Source organism: Flavobacterium aeripolare (genome assembly GCF_013294025.1).
Classification (GTDB): Bacteria; Bacteroidota; Bacteroidia; order Flavobacteriales; family Flavobacteriaceae; genus Flavobacterium.
The window spans coordinates 231,748-247,025 of record NZ_JABSNL010000003.1 but is presented as its reverse complement, the minus strand read 5'-3'; the positions used below and the strand labels follow the sequence as shown (position 1 = coordinate 247,025).

Here is a 15,278-nt window from a genome sequence, read left to right as displayed (position 1 = left end):
ATTATTTCATTGAGTTGATTAATGAAGTGTCTTTGTCCTGGTCTAATTCCTCCTCAAAAGAATCACCATCTGCCTTTGGTTTTGATGCTTGCGCACCAGAGCGTTTTCCATATTCAGCTACTTTTGCGCCAAGCAAAGCAACTTTGGTGTCAGCAGTAGCAGTTGCTTCAACACTAGCGGTTAAACCAGCCGTTTCAAGCGCGGTTGTAATAGCAGTATCGATCCCAGTAACAGTTGCTTGAGCAGTCGTTACTTTTTCTTTTTCAGCACTAAGTGCTGTTTCGTTTCCAGCTAATGAAGCCTCTATTGTTTCCAGTTGAGCCTCTGTAAGCTGTACTCCCTTATTTCCAAGAACTGTAGAAATGGTTGCGATACCTTCTCCTTCAATTCCAAGAATGCTCTGAATAGCAGGAAAGCTTTTCGTCGTTTTTGACATAGTCTTGGGTTTATTAGATTGATTTTTATTTGAATTTTTATTTGTATTCGCTAGCTCAAAAACTTTTGCAACGGCATCTTCTAGAGATCCATTAGCATCAATTAATCCCATTTCAAGAGATTGAACACCGTTCCATGTTCCACCTTTAAAAACGGTTTCATTCAACTGAGGTCTTGCCGCTTTCATATCATTGTGAAAAGTGATCACCATAGGATCTAACTCTTCTCTAATGTATTGCTTGATTCCTTCTTCACCACCTTCTTCAACAGCACGATGGTTTTTATTCTTATCCTCAGATAAGCTGGAATACATCGTGTTTACCTTTGCTCCAAAATGTTCAAGAATACCATCATAATTAACCATGGTACAATAAGCGCCAATGGACCCAATAGCATCTGCACGTTTATTTGCAATAATATAAGAGGAAGGAGCTGCGATGTAATACATGCCGGAACAGGCATAACCACCAGTATAAAACACAAATGGTTTTACAGCTACAAAGGCTGCAACTGCATCATAAGTCTCAGGAGTTCCATAAACTTGACCACCACCTGAGTCACCATCAACAACAACACCTACAACAGTAGGATCATTTTTCAGTTGGTTTAAGATTCTAATGTAAGTTTGGGTACCTAACCAGTCATAAGTACTGAATTTTACTACCGGTTGTTTAAAAGCTAAAACAACAACGCGTTGCTCGGTACCAGAAGCTTCTAGAGTTCCATTACTAATTGTAGCACCATCAATAGATACACGAGTAATAGTTTTTAAAACATCCGATTCTTTTCTAGCTACAAAATTTTCACTTTTGTACAACTTGATTAAAGCAGGAACTAGACCAACTCCATAAGAGCGGTCTATGTAGAAATTACCAGAAAAAAGGGTTTCAATTTGGTTAGACATTGTTTACATGATATCGTTAGTATTATTGATGGTACAATTTTACTACGATATCACGCTTTTAAAAAGGACAGTGATTAAAGGGAAACCTTTAAATAATAGGAATTTCCACTGCATGTGATAGAAAATCCACTATAAGATTGCGGATCAGCGGTGTTTTCATCATCAAATGAATAATCTAGCGGCATCTCATTACAACCAAAAATCATCCTGCCTCCAGTGTAATGCAAAACAATGATCACTTTTTTATTTTGATACGATTCTAATTTGGCTTCATGCTCTGGTGACTGACCATTTATATCAAATGTGATCTTGTATGCTCTAATTAATCCCGCATCTGTTATTTTGCTTGATGATGGGTACTTGATATTCTCTGGGAGCAATGACACCTCGATGGCCAGATCATCATCATAAATAATATTTCGTTTTTGCAGTACGTAGTTTAAAGGATAAAAAACCTTTTTTGCATCTAGTATTGTAACCTTTGTTACATTTTTATAATTATCAGTAAAAGTTGCATCGATCATAATATATAGGTAAATGAATTAATATAGAAAACAGTAAATAGTAAGAGGACAAATTCGGCTCATTTTATTTTGTCCACTTGCAGTTATTTTAGGTTTCTGCGTAAATCTTTGAGCAAAGTTTCAAATTTGATGTCGTCTTCACTCATATTGTAATTAAATAAAAATTGTTTCAAGGAGGTTTCTTTGGGGATATGGTTTGCCTTATAATTCAATCCTACGTATGTTCTCATCTCTTCTCTAAATACATCATCGATACGCATATTGAATTTTCTAATGATTTTAGAATCAATGTAAATACCGCCTCTCTCCATGTAGCGCAAGGAAACTTCGACTGGAAAGAACAAATCACCAGACACTGATTGCAAGTCGCAAGGTTTTTTTGTCAAGATGTCTAACACCATCGAACCAAAGAAATCAGACTTGTTTGCAACCAGGGCTTCACCCACTTTATTTTGCAAATATTTATACACATGAGGCTTAACTGGAAACTTAATTACTACAGAGGAATGATCAGACATACGCAATATTTTTTATGGAGGTTATTTTCACAAACAAATATACATAGATTAATAGACATTTTTTTAACTTTTTAGTTCCACAGTTCCACACATTGAAAATCAATCACTTACAATGTAATTGTTTGTGGAACTATATGAAATTTGTAGGAACTATAAAAAAGAGTTCCACAAGTTCCACAAAATAAAAACAATGTAAATAGTATCTAAACTACTATAATATATATGATTATAAAAAAATTGTGGAACTGTGGAACTGTGGAACTCTTTTCTGCTTGAGTTTTTCAACTTCTTACTTTTCCAATACTTTTTTTAATTGGGGGGTACGGGGGGAAAATGAAAAAATCTAGAAACTTAGTTTTTTGTTTGGGTTCGTTCTGCGCTAATCCCTTCGGGATTAAGGCTCCACGTCTCCACGTCTCCACATTAAGCCTTATTAGCGTCGACATTGTAGAGCGGCCAAAAAAGGAACCAATCTAACGTGCTAATAATTACAGGTTCGAGACGGATCAATATTGCGTGTAATGCAAAGAAACCGCTGTGCTATGCGAGTATTTAATTACCATCCTGGTGTCGAAGTAGAGTGCGGATTGTTACAATTTAGAGCAGCGACATATGCAACAATAATAAAGGCATCGTGTAATTTTGCGAAAAAGCAATATGATATGAAAAACTCCAATTATTTTGACAAGATTCCCGAAATAGAAGAAGCAAAGGAGAAGCTGCAGGAAGCGATAGAACTGTTCTTAGTAGATGAGATTACCTTTGAAGAATATGAAGCCTTCCAGCAAGCTGTGACTGATGCTTGCAATAAATACGATATTAACGGAAACCTAAAAAACCCTACTAAATGATAGTAGGGTTTTTTTTTGTTCTTGGATTCAATACTTCGACTACTGCACTGTTTCACTACAGCCACTATTATAAATGATAAAACCGCCTAAAATAAGCGGTTTTAATTACAGTCCTGGTGGCACACTAGAGCGCATAAAAAAAGCAATCAGTTACTATTGTTCCCTGATTGCTTTATAGCGATTGTACCGAATGACATTCTTTATGCATTGCTCGCTTATATTTTGTTTTTTGATTTTGTTATTCTCATAGGCGATAGTTTAGTGGTTGTTTATTTGCAGAATCTAAAATACAATATAATTGCGGTTAAGGCTAGGGACTAACTTGCGCTAGTCAAAATCGAAAAGACTTCGGCTAGCTGACAGTTATGCGTCAGCTTGGTTGGAGTCTTCAAGAAGTTCCGTAATAAAATCTCTAATTTCTTTTAAGGCGGATTTATCAATATCGATATAAGCATAACCGTTACTTGTTTCTAAAGTAAATTGACTGAAATCTGTTTGAATTCTGATAAGAAATTTTCCGTAGCCATCTCTTCCTTTTAAATCTGCGTAGTGTTTTGTAATTTTTGATTTCATTTTTTTAGGTGTTAAAAAAGCCGAACGCATAACAGCGGTTATAATCAATGGCAATTTTTGTTTTAAGTTCGTAATTCCGTTTCGCAAGGCATTCGTCTTATCCGAAAAATCTCGGTTACGAAATTTGCCACAACTTCAAGCCGCAGCCGTTACATAGTTGGTTTTTGGTTAGAAATAATTGAATGCATCATCACAATTGATTTATTTTGAGCTTCTATGAAAGTTTTAAAGGGGCCGTCATTAAAATCTGTAACTTCTTTGAATAAACTCCCAGTAATATAATAATCAAACTCTCCGTCATCATATCGTTCTACATAAGAATGTAAGTTGTGGATCTCTCTAAACCACTCTGTTAAATAGGCATTTTTAGCTATATTTTGAAAATTATTGAATAGCTCTTCATGATTAAATGCCGCAACTGATATTTTGTCCTTGTTAAAATAATTATAGAACCATTTTTGAAAATCTAAATCTACTTTCGACATAATTTTTACTTATTAGTTGTTATTCATTTTGTTGTTAGAACTGACCGCATTAATTTTCGCTAGTCAAAATCGAAAAGACTTCGACTAGCTGACAATCAGCAATATTTAACTTTTTTGTTCCAGCAAATTATCTGGCCTTTGAATGGTAATTTTGAAAACCAATTTTGAAAATCAACGGAATCCAATCCATCGTTTTCTGCTATGATCGAGCAGTTTTCACTTCCAAAAGAAGCGATCCATACCTGGTTAATGTATATTTTACTATTCTCTAATATTTCGAAATCATACACGTCTGTAATTAGTGTGTCTTCATTAATAATGATTTGTTTTGAATTGTAAGGCTTTCCACTCCAAACTCTAGGACTAAAAAAATCACCTTTTTTAAAACGATTTCCTGATCGTATAGTATGGTTTTTTTTAGTGGTGATCCTAACTTGGTTATCTACAGTTTTTAAAAAATCAGATAGTACAAATCCAAATTTAAGACCTGGGTTTAAATCCCACAGATCAAACAAATCCTGTGTGTGAATTAACTCTTCATTCTTTTCTAATTCGAAATTAAAGGAGTTCCAAAACTTCTCCACGAAATTGGTTTTTTCTCCTTCTCTGGGGTGCCCTTTTTGAAAGGTTCTCGAAAACGTGATTACTTTTGCCATTTTAAAGTATTATTTGGTTGATAACTGACCGGCATTAGTGTTGGTCATTTGATTTTATTATTAGGCTGCAGAAAAATGTTCTACAATGCTGTTAAAGTTTCCATGATTTATGCTTTAAAATTAATCTCTCCGCTTATCACGGTTAAGTGTTGCTCCAGTCTCAAATGAATTTTTGCAATAATAGTGTCGCGCTGGCTGTCACTTATTAGTTTATGAAAGTTCAAACTCATAGCGTGAAAAGCATGTTCTTGAATGGTTTTAACTTCTAGCTTTGAGAACGTTATTTTTTGTGCTTTTAATTGCTTGGCAATGGTATCGTCAAACAAGGAGTATTTTATTTTTACTTTCATCTTATGGCTTGTATTTGTATTGCTGCTCCATCTATGAGCAGCAATACCATTAAACTTAAAACTGAAAAAGAAAAACCGAGTATAAATCCAACAAATAGGGCTTTCTTTAAATCTTCTTTATCAAATGAATTGCTGATTTCAAATTTCATCTTACTCATACCTTTTGTGTTTCAAATATTTCTACCTCGTGACCATCGTTATACTCTAAAATTTTAACCTGTATTCCTGGAGTGTATTCTTGCTCTGTAATTTGCTTTCGATTATAACCGTACTGCGGTTCAATATCATTTTCATCTACTGGCTTAAAAGCTTGTTTTACAAAACCAAAGCCTTCTAAACTTTGTGCTTTTCCTGCTAATGAAATACCTAATGCAATATGTTTAGCAAAATCTTCTTGGCGGTTGCCCTCTTCAGTTTCAAAGAAACTTTCTGACCACTGCTCTAAGTAATCTTCGGTGTAAATGCTATCGTCAATTGTGATTTCGTATTCGTCTGTTCTAACTACTTCAACTGTGAATTTTTGTATGGCCATGATGTTTTTATTTTATAGGGTTTTCAATTAATCCGTAGAATTCAAATTTGCCACATTTTGGGCAGGCGTGGTCAAAGAAACCATTCACTACTTCCACAGGGACTTGGTCTGCAATTTGACCTTGCCACTTGCACTTTTTGTTGCAGCATTCATATCCTTTGGGTTGCTCTTTCATTCGAGTATATTTTCTTTTCGGCATGATGCTTATTTATAGGTTTTTTTGTAAAATTCTCTCTTCTTCCATCATCTCGTTAAACATTGCGTCCGATTTTTTAACAAGTTTTTCAGTCAGTTCTCCAATTGACTCCGCATAGACCCAGAACTCGGTTGTAATACCTCCCGATATTCGATAGCTACTCAAAGTACCGTCTTCTTTAAACCTGAAGCAATCTGCTTCTGCGATACTACACTTAGCCAAAAAACCTAGGCAATCATTTCTAAATAGAAAATCCACAAGTCCATTCCCTTCTTCTATTTCAGAATTTATTAATAAATGAACATCCTCTTCGTTGCGCCAACCTAAAATTTCACATATCTGTCGTGGTTCTAATTCTTCAAAATATTCTAACCCTTCTGACTTTCTTTCTTTACACATTTCATTTGAGATGAAGAAAATGTTTTCAAAATATGCTGAATGTCCTTGTTCTATTTTTTTATATAAATATTTATTCATGATGTTTTTATTTTATGATTAAACTATTGATGTATAATTCTCTAATGATTTCGGCATTAGTATTACTTCCTTTGAATGCTTTTTCCCACTCGACAATGCCTAGTGTTTTCAAGCGGAGAAAACCTTTTCTAATCGCTCTGATATTTTGACTAGAATTAATTATATTTTTTTGCGCTGAGTTTATGGTTCTAAAAGCCTGCGATGCCTTAACGCGTTCTCTAATTGTTTTTACTGGTGTGATTTCTCCAAAGTTTTGTGTGATTTGAAATTCCATAGTCTTATGCCTTTATTAGTTACTTGCCTTTTCCCACTTGCATCCTCCTGCAGTTGCTTGGTGTCCATTTACCACGCGGTAAATTCCTTGAATAGAAACACCGGTTCTTCTAGAGGCTTCACTGCAGCTTTCAAACTGAATCTTCTCACCATCGAGGATTTGTATTACTGGCTGTTGATTATTAACGTTCTTACCGTTGCACTTTCTCGAGTTTTCGTCAGCATTTTCTAAGTTGTATAAATCTGCTTCTGTCCACTCTGAGCGTCTCTTATTCCATAAGTAATGGTGTGGGAACTCGCGTAATTTTAAAATTTCTTCTTCTTTTGTCATCGCTAAATGTGTTTTAAATTGTGTTTATAATAGATTGTTTTTCATACAGATATCTTTGTATAACTCAAGGATTTTATCCCAAATGGAAGGAACTAGCACTTTTTCTGTTACAAAACCAGTTCTCGTCTTTTTCTCTACTGTTTTGTAGTATGGTTCGTCTAAATAAATTTCGTCACCAATCTTTTCATTGCCGTTACGGCTGATGATGATCTTATATTTCTTAAAGTTCGAAGGCTTAGGGTAAATAATTACTCCCATAGCGATTGCGGGTTTTGAGTACTTGTAAAATGCTTTTCCATCCATAATTAAAATCCTTCAGGTATTTCTAATTGAGTGTCGTTGATGTCGTCAATATTTAATATTCCCATGCGCTGCATTACGGAGTAGTTAAAAGCGTAACCGCTAGGGCATTTGTCCCCCATTCTTTTACTCTTAAATGCACCTATAAAATATTTGTCTTTAGATTTCAAATAGTTTCTAATTGTCGTAGCTCCTATCACTTCCTCGCCTTGGCGTTTTGTAACTTCTTTGTGATAGTCCTGGTGTACTTTGTTGAAGTTCAAAAACAAAATTTTATCACTATTTTTATTAATCCAAGTGGTCTTTTCTCCCTTTTTAACCGTGATATCAAATGATGACTCACGCTCGATGATAAAGTCTTGCGACTGTCTAATTTGTTTTTCTCCTACTAGATATTCAATAACTCTCCAGAATGCTGCAAGACCATCAGAGTCGGCAATAGTCTCTGAGTTTTCGACTATAGAATCTTTTGTCAGTTCTAAGTACTCCTTATAAGTAAATGGAAACTTGAATTTGTCTTCAAGCATTTTAATGATCACTAAGAGTTGTAAATAATTGTCAAAAATTCTGTTTTGATATTCCTGGTCCTTCAAGGCTATTTTTAATTCTTTTGAAGTTTCAGAGTATACTCTAGTCAAATTTTTTGACACATATTCACGGTGCTTAATGATGTCAATGATAAAAGACGAAACCCCTTGTTTGTTCCAAGTGATTAATTTGTTGTACTCTTCTTTAGCTTGGGGAGAATGTTCTTTATTCTCAAAATTGCATATAATAGAGCGGGAGGGAAGCGCACCGTCATCACGTGTAGGCAAGTACTGTCCAGAGTAATAGATTGCTGAGTTTATTTTATCGACTGTGGTTCTATTACTTTCAAATCCTTTTCCTTTTTCACGGCCTATTCCATTCCAAGCACCCTTTAATGTCTGGTGCATTGATTCGTCGATATCGTCTCGCATTTCATCACAAAAAACGATTGTGTTTTTACATCTTGTGAGCCTTCTTGATAAACCTACTAGAGTAGAGGTGTTCAATTCTAAAGGGTTCAAGTCATAGTAGAAAAATGATTGCAAACAAGACCCAAAACCTGACTTACCACTATCTTTTTGCCCAAAGCCTCCAAATAATGGAAAGAAGTTATAATGCTGTAAAAACAAATCCCTAAAGTTGGCAGCGATACAAAATGCAAGTCCTAGTTTTCCTTTATCACCAAAAACTGTTACCAGTTGTTGTCCCCATTGATCTAATGATACCGGCGCTATTTTATGAATAAAGTGACGGTCGTTTTCAAATGGATCATCTCCTTCGTTTGCGGACTTGTATATTTCAGAGTGCGATGGAGAGTAAAAGTGGGTAATGTCAGAGCGGTATTCACTGTCAGTCTTTTCTAGTCCTTCTACATGCACGATACCGTACTTATTTACTTTATGGAAATTATTGTCGTGGTAAACACCATCAGCAAAGGCAAAGAAACCTTGGCGCTGTTGCCCTAATATTTTCAATTCTGAAGCGGTGATAAAATCTTTCAATAATTTTTTAGAAATTAAGTGAAAATCAATTTGGCGTGCCTCTGGTTCAAATGAAAAGTATCCTTCCATGATAAGACGTTCTTTGAATTTTGTCCAATTGATCAAATCAGTACTTTCAAAATCAATTAATCTTTTATGGCCAAGAACATTGATCACTTCGCATAAACGCTTATTGTCTTGGCGTCCCTCTACGTGAAATAAGGCTTCCACTCTAAAATTAGTCCCTCTTATAAAATTGCTTTTATCTTGAAACCAACACACATTCCCGATAATGCAAAATCGGTCTTCTAAAAATTGATTTTTATCCGCGCCATCTGGCAAGCCTAGAATTTCATATTCTGTTTTTTCGGCCTCTTGACTGGCTTTTTTCTTTGAAGCTTCCTCTTCTTCTTCATACCCTTTAATAATATCAAGGAATATTTGTGGTTTTTGGTCTAGAATTTTAGCTACTGATTTGGCATATTCTTTCTGAGCTATTTTATTATGCACCGCGTGTAAGGTTCTGGCCATACCCTCTACGGCAACAGAAACAAGTGAAGGTTCATACTTAGGGAAATCAGCTAGTTGTTGCGTTACTTCCTTTTCTAATTCTGCGATTTGCTTGAATAACTTTGTGTTTTCAATTTTTGCAAATTTTCTATCATTGGTAGTGAGGGCTTTCATTTGGTCCTCAGTAGTCATTTTGAAACGTAAGTTCTCAATTTCAGTATCGAGCTCTTTTCTCAATGTTTGCTCCAGTGAAATTAGTTCTGGGTTTACAGCTTCAGTTTGCAAGCATTTAGCTTTCCATAAAAGACCATCCTCACGATTTTTTTCAATAAACTCATTTATATTAAGTTTTTTAGACAATGAATCAGGATCCTCACCCTCTGGGCAAATCACAACTTCTACTTTAAAAGCATGTTTAAGTAAGATATCGATATCTCGGTGTATCGCTCTTAGTCCTGCAGCATCCCCATCACGAAAAATGATTACATGCTTACAAAAACGGCTCAATAGTTTTGCTTGGTAATTCCCTAATGCCGTTCCGCAAGGTGCTACAGTGTTATTTGCTCCCGCTTGGTGTAGCGCAATTACATCAGTATAACCTTCAGTTAGAATCGCTTTTTTACTAGAGGTGATGGCTTTTTTTGCTTGAAATATTCCGTATAAAACACGCTCTTTAAGGTACAGTTTGCTTTCTTTCGAATTCAAATATTTGGCATACTTGCTGTCTTCATCTTCATTTGATCTTCGACCCCCAAAAGCAATGATTTCCCCACGATCATTCTGAATAGGAAACATGATTCTATTCCTAAAAAAGTCAAATGAAACGCCATCTTTTGTATTAGTATATCCTAGTGTTTTTGATACTTCAAGATTTCCAGAATTAATAATTGGAGTGGTAATAAAACGTGGCTCATTAGGAGCAAATCCTATATGGAATTCTTGTACTATTTCAGAGGAAAAACCTCTCTCACTGAGTGTTTCTTTTACCCAGTGCTCTCTTGGTAATTTGTGTAGTGATTTTTGATATTCTTCAGCCATGAATGAAACTGCTTTTTTCATAAGCAATTCTTCATCATTCATTCTTTTTAAATCTTCAGACTGCTCTTCATATTGCAAAATAATATTGCAAATTTCAGCGGCTTTTTCGATAGCTTGAAAAAAGCTTATCTGATGTCTTTTCATTAAAAAAGTAACAGCATTCCCTCCAAAACCTGCTGAGTAGTCATAGAATACGTTTTTCACTTTATTGACTTGTAACGAAGGTGTTTTGTCATCTGTGAATGGAGACTTGCAAAAATCATTCACTCCTTTTTTAACTAGCTGCTCAGATGCACCTATTACTAATTCAATACTAGCTTCTTCGAGTACATTGTCAATTGATGTTTGTTTTATAAATTTCATGTTAAACTCGAGTATTTAAATTCATTCCTAAAGCGTTGCAAGTGTTAAGTAGAGCAGGTGAGGGAGTAGCGATAAAATATTTGCGGTGCAGTGTTTCTCCTTCTTTATATTGATCAACGGTCATCCCATATAAGTTGAGTTGTTGCTGTAATGTTGCTATTTCATTTTCAAGAGCAGGTATTTGTGAGTCAATCTCTTTTTCAGTGAAGTGTCCAGAGTGCTTTACATTTTCTACTTTGGCTTCAAGAAGTTCTATTCTATATATTATTGCAGTGTTAGTCATAGTAAGTGATTTAGAATTTGCTATTTGGTTCAATTTTTTTGAGTTTCCTTTTATAGAAATTCATCATTATTTTTTTGTCTTTTTCGTCAAAGTCATGAGACATATCTACCTCTTGAATTTTGATTTTTAAAATAGCTGCTTGTGCGGTGGGTGTGATTTTGTTAAACATGGTGCTGAAGTATTTGATGTTCATAAGCCAGTGCTACTAATCGAGGTCTAGAAAAAACATTTAATTTTTCATAGAGAATTTTCTTCTTTGTCTCGAAATTATTTACAGAAACGTTTAGTTTTTCGGCCATTACTGGAATTGTATCCTCAGTAGCTAAAAGTTTGATCATTTCTATTTCGAATGGAGTGATTATGTGTCCGCCTATTTTAAAAAAGTCGCAAACAATACCCTCCATAGAACAGTTACCTCTGTAACCACATTCGTGATATTCGGCATCAGATAGAACACCATCTTTAAAATCTGCAGTAAGATCAAAACCTCCAAATCTGCAATCAGCAAATTTCTCTAGTTGTTCATCTTCACTTTCAAAGCCTGCAGCTATAAGAGCTTGCACCGTTGATGGAGATCTGTCTTTCTCTTTTCTCAAAATTTGTAAAAACTCTTGTGGTAAATTAAAAAGAGGCTTAACCATTCCAGAATGTGTTGCCATCATCTTACCTTGTACAGAAAACATTTCAATGTTTTCATCAACCAAACCGCTGGGAATTTGTATATTTGTCATCGCTAAATGATTTAGAAAAAACCTCGAAGGCTTTAATTAGTTTTAGAGGTTTTTTTTTGTGCTCTTCCGAAATTTTCAAGTGTTTTTTGATTCTTAGAACCCACTTCGATTAAAGCCTTCATTATATCTTCATTAAAAGCACCTTTATCGGCTGTTTTCACTCTAGAGATGTAAACCTTTGAGTAGGTCTTCTCTATTTTTCCTTTACTTTTCCACTTCTCAAGAAGTTTTTGCGTTAGCACTACAAAGTTGTGTGGTAAGCAATCAAGTGCCGTACAAATAGAATCGGGGGTGATTCCATTGTTTTTTTTCTGATCTAAAGTATTATCTTTGTTTATCATTAGTATATATATTTTGTCTTATTGGTTTAGCAAATATATATATATTAATTGATATATAAATCAATTAATGCTACTTTTTATTTAAAATATCAATTTATGTATATAGCTGGAGAAAAAATCACAAAACTTGTAGAGATCTATGGTAAGAGAATGGGATATCCCGAAAAGTCCTATTTACCTATGTTTTGCGAAGATTTCAAAGTCAATTATACCCAGTGGAATGCCTACACAAGAGGCAGACAAAATATTGGAACTAAAATAATAGATATATTAATTGAGATTTTTCCAAATATCAACTTGAATTGGTTGATAAAGGATGAAGGCAGCATATTTGTTGGAGAAGATGAAATTTTGATGGTTGCCGAAGCACCGGAACCTACATATTCTAAGAAAATAGGTCAAGAAGACATTTATTTTAAACTGGAGGATATACTTTTTGAAATAAAAAAAGTAACTGAAAAATAAATTTAGTTCCCATAAACTACCCACACATTATAAATGAGTATTGATTTACAGTTAATTACGAGTTTTAAGGAAACCCTGTCGCGGCCACAAAAAAAAGCCTCTAAAATCAAATTTAGAGGCTTTTTCTATTTGTATATAGTCAGCTATAAATTACTTAATCACACTTATTCTCTATGTAATCAAAAGAATATGGGAATCCCATTGAGGCTGCTTTGTTTAGGTCTTCGCAAGCACCTTCTCTATCAGTTAATAAAAGTTTCACTTGAGCGCGTTCATTATAAGCACTGCTATAATTATCGTTATATTTAATACTGTAGTTTAAATCCTGTATTGCGCCATTGTAATCCTTAATTATTGTTCTAGTTTTAGCTCTTAAATAATAGGTTTTAGCTGATTTTGGATTAATTGCTATCGCGCTATCAAAGTCACGCAAGGCAGCTTCGTACTTTTCCATTCTGTTTTCTACTGCTGCACGAGCGACAAAAGCTTTGTCAAATTTTGGGTCCTTGGCTATTGCTTTGCCGTACTCTTTTATTGCGGTCTTGTAGTCTTGCAATAACTCTAAGTTTCTAGCTTTTGTGTAATGCTCATCTGCTGTTTGTGCAGTACCGTTTACATAACTTAAAACTGAAAACAAGATAATAAGGTGACTTTTTCTCATTGTAGGTTTAATGGGTATTAATTTTAAATAACTAGAAATTTCTTTCTTAACATTGATTTGATGTAATCTTAATATTACAGCTACAAAAGTCAGATAAATTGCTCAAAAATACAATCTTTGATGTCATAGAAATATGTTAAAAAAAAAGGTGCTGAACTATTGCGGTATAGCAATTGTTCAGCACATGTACTTAAATTTTTAAAAATTATATTCTCGTCAATTTCTTTAAATCAGCTATTGTGTTTGTTGGGTTTTCAGCTTTAAAAACATAGCTACCAGCCACTAAAACATCAGCACCAGCCTCTACAAGTTGTTTAGCATTTTTGTTAGTTACTCCACCGTCAATTTCGATAATGGTGCTAGCTCCTTTACGTTCTATCAGTGCTTTCAATTTTTTAACTTTATCGTAGGTGTTTTCGATAAATGACTGTCCCCCAAAACCTGGATTAACGCTCATGATACAAACCAAGTCGATGTCGTTAATAACATCTTCTAGTAAATCTACACTAGTGTGGGGGTTTAAGGCAACTCCTGCTTTCATACCTTCTGCTTTAATAGCTTGCAATGTACGGTGTAAGTGTGTGCAAGCTTCATAGTGAACACATAAGATGTTTGCTCCCAAGTTTGCAAAAGTTTTAATGTAACGATCCGGATCAACTATCATTAAATGTACGTCAATAGTTTTTGTAGCATGTCTTGAGATAGCTTCAAGTACAGGCATTCCAAACGAAATGTTAGGAACAAAAACACCGTCCATGATGTCAATATGAAACCAATCAGCCTCACTTTTATTAATCATTTCGATATCGCGTTGTAAGTTGGCAAAATCAGCTGCTAGTACAGATGGAGCGATTAATGTATTCTTCATAGTAGTTAAAGTAAGTGTTGTTTTTGCAAAGATACTTTTAAAAATAAAAATATATATAGATAAAGATGATTTAAAAATAAAAAAGAGGGTATGAAACAATGAACTGTTTAATACCCTCAAAATGTTGGGAGCCTTAGCTAAAAGTAATTTAGTTAAGAGCAGATAAATCAATTTTCTTCATAAATTCTTTCAAGTCTGCTAATGACATTTTATTTGCTTCAAGTGCTATTTGGAAACGGTCATTGTGTATAAAAGTCATTGACGCGCTAATTGAATTATCAAGATTAGAGTCCTCTTCAGTTAAAGTTCTCACTCCTTCAAAGACCTCTGTTTTTTTGGTTTTGGTTCCTTCAATAGACTCCATATCCATGGCAATTGTCATATGCGTCATGGCTATAAAAGCGCTTCCTGATTCTCCTGCTCCATCAAAGATGCTAATTTTTACCTTCTTATCGTTTAAATTGCTATAATTAGCTTCGGCAGAGCTAAGTCCTACCATTGATGCAGTTCCGGCATTATAGTTGTTTCTTTTAAAACCATCGATATCTTCGATAAGAATTTGTTTAAAAAGGTCGTTAGATACAGGTTTCATAGCTTTCAATTTCTCTGTTTGTTTCTCGTACTCCTTCATAGCATCGGCTGCTTTATTGAGTTTGTTAACAGTTTGAACAGATTCCATTAAGCCTGGTTCGCTTTCTTGATCTACTTCTTTGTTTTTACAAGCGATAACACTGAATAGTGCAAGAGTTATAATTAATTTTCTCATATTTAGGTTTTTAGTTAAAAAAATAAAGATATAAAAAATGTCTTTAGTATTTACTGAATGGGGATTAGTAACAAGTAGCAAGTAATTAGTAACAGGTTTGGAATAATTAATAACTCGTAATTATATATCGATGATCAGGGAATGGTGGGTAGTAAAAGGTGATTCGTGAACTAATTCTATTTTTCCAAACTTTCGGGATACTTACTGGAAAAAGAGAATAAAGGTCATGCAACTTTGTGTGACTAGAAGGGTAATAAGCGGAAGCAGGAATCTAAAACCAGCTCAAATTTAAAAAATAAAACTCCGGAAACCCGAGAGCTTTTTGGCTCGAACAGATCG

Annotated in this window: 24 protein-coding genes; 2 read left to right on the top strand and 22 right to left on the bottom strand. The window is 34.5% G+C overall.

Annotation, left to right across the window (positions count from 1 at the left end; translation table 11 throughout):
- Position 1 precedes the first annotated feature (1 nt).
- The 3 genes from HNQ00_RS05575 to HNQ00_RS05565 all read right to left on the bottom strand — a co-directional run bounded on the left by HNQ00_RS05575 (position 2) and on the right by HNQ00_RS05565 (position 2,381).
- Positions 2-1,339, bottom strand: coding sequence for a S49 family peptidase (locus HNQ00_RS05575; RefSeq protein WP_173837329.1), 1,338 nt, complete (start codon positions 1,337-1,339; stop codon positions 2-4).
- A 74-nt stretch (positions 1,340-1,413) separates the two neighbouring features.
- Entirely contained in the window at positions 1,414-1,863 is a 450-nt protein-coding gene (locus HNQ00_RS05570) for a hypothetical protein (protein WP_173837328.1), read from the bottom strand.
- Between the two features lie 83 nt (positions 1,864-1,946).
- Positions 1,947-2,381, bottom strand: coding sequence for a hypothetical protein (locus HNQ00_RS05565; RefSeq protein WP_173837327.1), 435 nt, complete (start codon positions 2,379-2,381; stop codon positions 1,947-1,949).
- Between the two features lie 542 nt (positions 2,382-2,923).
- Between HNQ00_RS05565 and HNQ00_RS05560 the strand changes: the two genes are divergently transcribed.
- Positions 2,924-3,232: a hypothetical protein gene (locus tag HNQ00_RS05560; RefSeq protein ID WP_173837326.1), complete on the top strand. Its 309-nt coding sequence runs from the start codon at positions 2,924-2,926 to the stop codon at positions 3,230-3,232.
- A gap of 363 nt (positions 3,233-3,595) precedes the next feature.
- Here HNQ00_RS05560 and HNQ00_RS05555 read toward each other — a convergent pair whose 3' ends face one another.
- The 16 genes from HNQ00_RS05555 to HNQ00_RS05480 all read right to left on the bottom strand — a co-directional run bounded on the left by HNQ00_RS05555 (position 3,596) and on the right by HNQ00_RS05480 (position 12,179).
- Positions 3,596-3,805 (bottom strand): hypothetical protein, encoded by a 210-nt coding sequence (locus tag HNQ00_RS05555; RefSeq protein WP_173837325.1) that lies wholly within the window; start codon positions 3,803-3,805, stop codon positions 3,596-3,598.
- 149 nt (positions 3,806-3,954) lie between these two features.
- Positions 3,955-4,290: a hypothetical protein gene (locus HNQ00_RS05550; protein WP_173837324.1), complete on the bottom strand. Its 336-nt coding sequence runs from the start codon at positions 4,288-4,290 to the stop codon at positions 3,955-3,957.
- 95 nt (positions 4,291-4,385) lie between these two features.
- Positions 4,386-4,946: a hypothetical protein gene (locus HNQ00_RS05545; RefSeq protein ID WP_173837323.1), complete on the bottom strand. Its 561-nt coding sequence runs from the start codon at positions 4,944-4,946 to the stop codon at positions 4,386-4,388.
- Positions 4,947-5,053: 107 nt separating this feature from the next.
- A complete protein-coding gene (locus tag HNQ00_RS05540; RefSeq protein ID WP_173837322.1) occupies positions 5,054-5,296 on the bottom strand; it encodes a hypothetical protein in 243 nt (80 codons plus the stop codon).
- Positions 5,293-5,454, bottom strand: a complete 162-nt coding sequence (locus tag HNQ00_RS05535) for a hypothetical protein (RefSeq protein WP_173837321.1) — start codon at positions 5,452-5,454, stop codon at positions 5,293-5,295. Before HNQ00_RS05535 ends, HNQ00_RS05540 begins: the two co-directional genes overlap by 4 nt.
- On the bottom strand, positions 5,451-5,828 hold the full coding sequence (locus HNQ00_RS05530; protein ID WP_173837320.1) for a hypothetical protein: 378 nt from the start codon (positions 5,826-5,828) through the stop codon (positions 5,451-5,453). The genes HNQ00_RS05535 and HNQ00_RS05530 overlap by 4 nt, the downstream gene beginning before the upstream one ends.
- Positions 5,829-5,835: 7 nt before the next feature.
- Positions 5,836-6,027 carry a hypothetical protein gene (locus tag HNQ00_RS05525; RefSeq protein WP_173837319.1) on the bottom strand — a complete coding sequence of 64 codons (192 nt, stop codon included), beginning with the start codon at positions 6,025-6,027 and terminating at the stop codon, positions 5,836-5,838.
- Between the two features lie 9 nt (positions 6,028-6,036).
- The gene (locus HNQ00_RS05520; protein WP_173837318.1) at positions 6,037-6,501 is read right to left on the bottom strand and encodes a hypothetical protein; all 465 of its coding nucleotides are present in this window, start codon (positions 6,499-6,501) and stop codon (positions 6,037-6,039) included.
- Positions 6,502-6,508: 7 nt separating this feature from the next.
- Entirely contained in the window at positions 6,509-6,775 is a 267-nt protein-coding gene (locus tag HNQ00_RS05515) for a hypothetical protein (RefSeq protein ID WP_173837317.1), read from the bottom strand.
- Positions 6,776-6,790: 15 nt separating this feature from the next.
- Entirely contained in the window at positions 6,791-7,105 is a 315-nt protein-coding gene (locus tag HNQ00_RS05510) for a hypothetical protein (protein ID WP_173837316.1), read from the bottom strand.
- Between the two features lie 24 nt (positions 7,106-7,129).
- Positions 7,130-7,408, bottom strand: a complete 279-nt coding sequence (locus HNQ00_RS05505; protein WP_173837315.1) for a hypothetical protein — start codon at positions 7,406-7,408, stop codon at positions 7,130-7,132.
- Positions 7,409-7,410: 2 nt separating this feature from the next.
- Positions 7,411-10,824, bottom strand: a complete 3,414-nt coding sequence (gene dnaG / locus HNQ00_RS05500) for a DNA primase (protein WP_173837314.1) — start codon at positions 10,822-10,824, stop codon at positions 7,411-7,413.
- Position 10,825: 1 nt separating this feature from the next.
- The gene (locus HNQ00_RS05495) at positions 10,826-11,107 is read right to left on the bottom strand and encodes a hypothetical protein (protein ID WP_173837313.1); all 282 of its coding nucleotides are present in this window, start codon (positions 11,105-11,107) and stop codon (positions 10,826-10,828) included.
- A 10-nt stretch (positions 11,108-11,117) separates the two neighbouring features.
- Positions 11,118-11,276 (bottom strand): hypothetical protein, encoded by a 159-nt coding sequence (locus HNQ00_RS05490; protein WP_173837312.1) that lies wholly within the window; start codon positions 11,274-11,276, stop codon positions 11,118-11,120.
- On the bottom strand, positions 11,269-11,838 hold the full coding sequence (locus tag HNQ00_RS05485) for a helix-turn-helix transcriptional regulator (protein WP_173837311.1): 570 nt from the start codon (positions 11,836-11,838) through the stop codon (positions 11,269-11,271). The genes HNQ00_RS05490 and HNQ00_RS05485 overlap by 8 nt, the downstream gene beginning before the upstream one ends.
- A gap of 32 nt (positions 11,839-11,870) precedes the next feature.
- Positions 11,871-12,179 (bottom strand): hypothetical protein, encoded by a 309-nt coding sequence (locus HNQ00_RS05480; protein WP_173837310.1) that lies wholly within the window; start codon positions 12,177-12,179, stop codon positions 11,871-11,873.
- A 96-nt stretch (positions 12,180-12,275) separates the two neighbouring features.
- Here HNQ00_RS05480 and HNQ00_RS05475 point away from each other — a divergent pair, with 96 nt between their 5' ends.
- On the top strand, positions 12,276-12,644 hold the full coding sequence (locus HNQ00_RS05475; protein ID WP_173837309.1) for a hypothetical protein: 369 nt from the start codon (positions 12,276-12,278) through the stop codon (positions 12,642-12,644).
- 154 nt (positions 12,645-12,798) lie between these two features.
- Here HNQ00_RS05475 and HNQ00_RS05470 read toward each other — a convergent pair whose 3' ends face one another.
- From HNQ00_RS05470 to HNQ00_RS05460, 3 genes are all read right to left on the bottom strand, one after another.
- The gene (locus tag HNQ00_RS05470; protein WP_173837308.1) at positions 12,799-13,305 is read right to left on the bottom strand and encodes a tetratricopeptide repeat protein; all 507 of its coding nucleotides are present in this window, start codon (positions 13,303-13,305) and stop codon (positions 12,799-12,801) included.
- Between the two features lie 205 nt (positions 13,306-13,510).
- Positions 13,511-14,173, bottom strand: a complete 663-nt coding sequence (gene rpe, locus HNQ00_RS05465) for a ribulose-phosphate 3-epimerase (RefSeq protein WP_173837307.1) — start codon at positions 14,171-14,173, stop codon at positions 13,511-13,513.
- 148 nt (positions 14,174-14,321) lie between these two features.
- Positions 14,322-14,939, bottom strand: coding sequence for a hypothetical protein (locus tag HNQ00_RS05460; protein WP_173837306.1), 618 nt, complete (start codon positions 14,937-14,939; stop codon positions 14,322-14,324).
- Between the last annotated feature and the right edge of the window lie 339 nt (positions 14,940-15,278).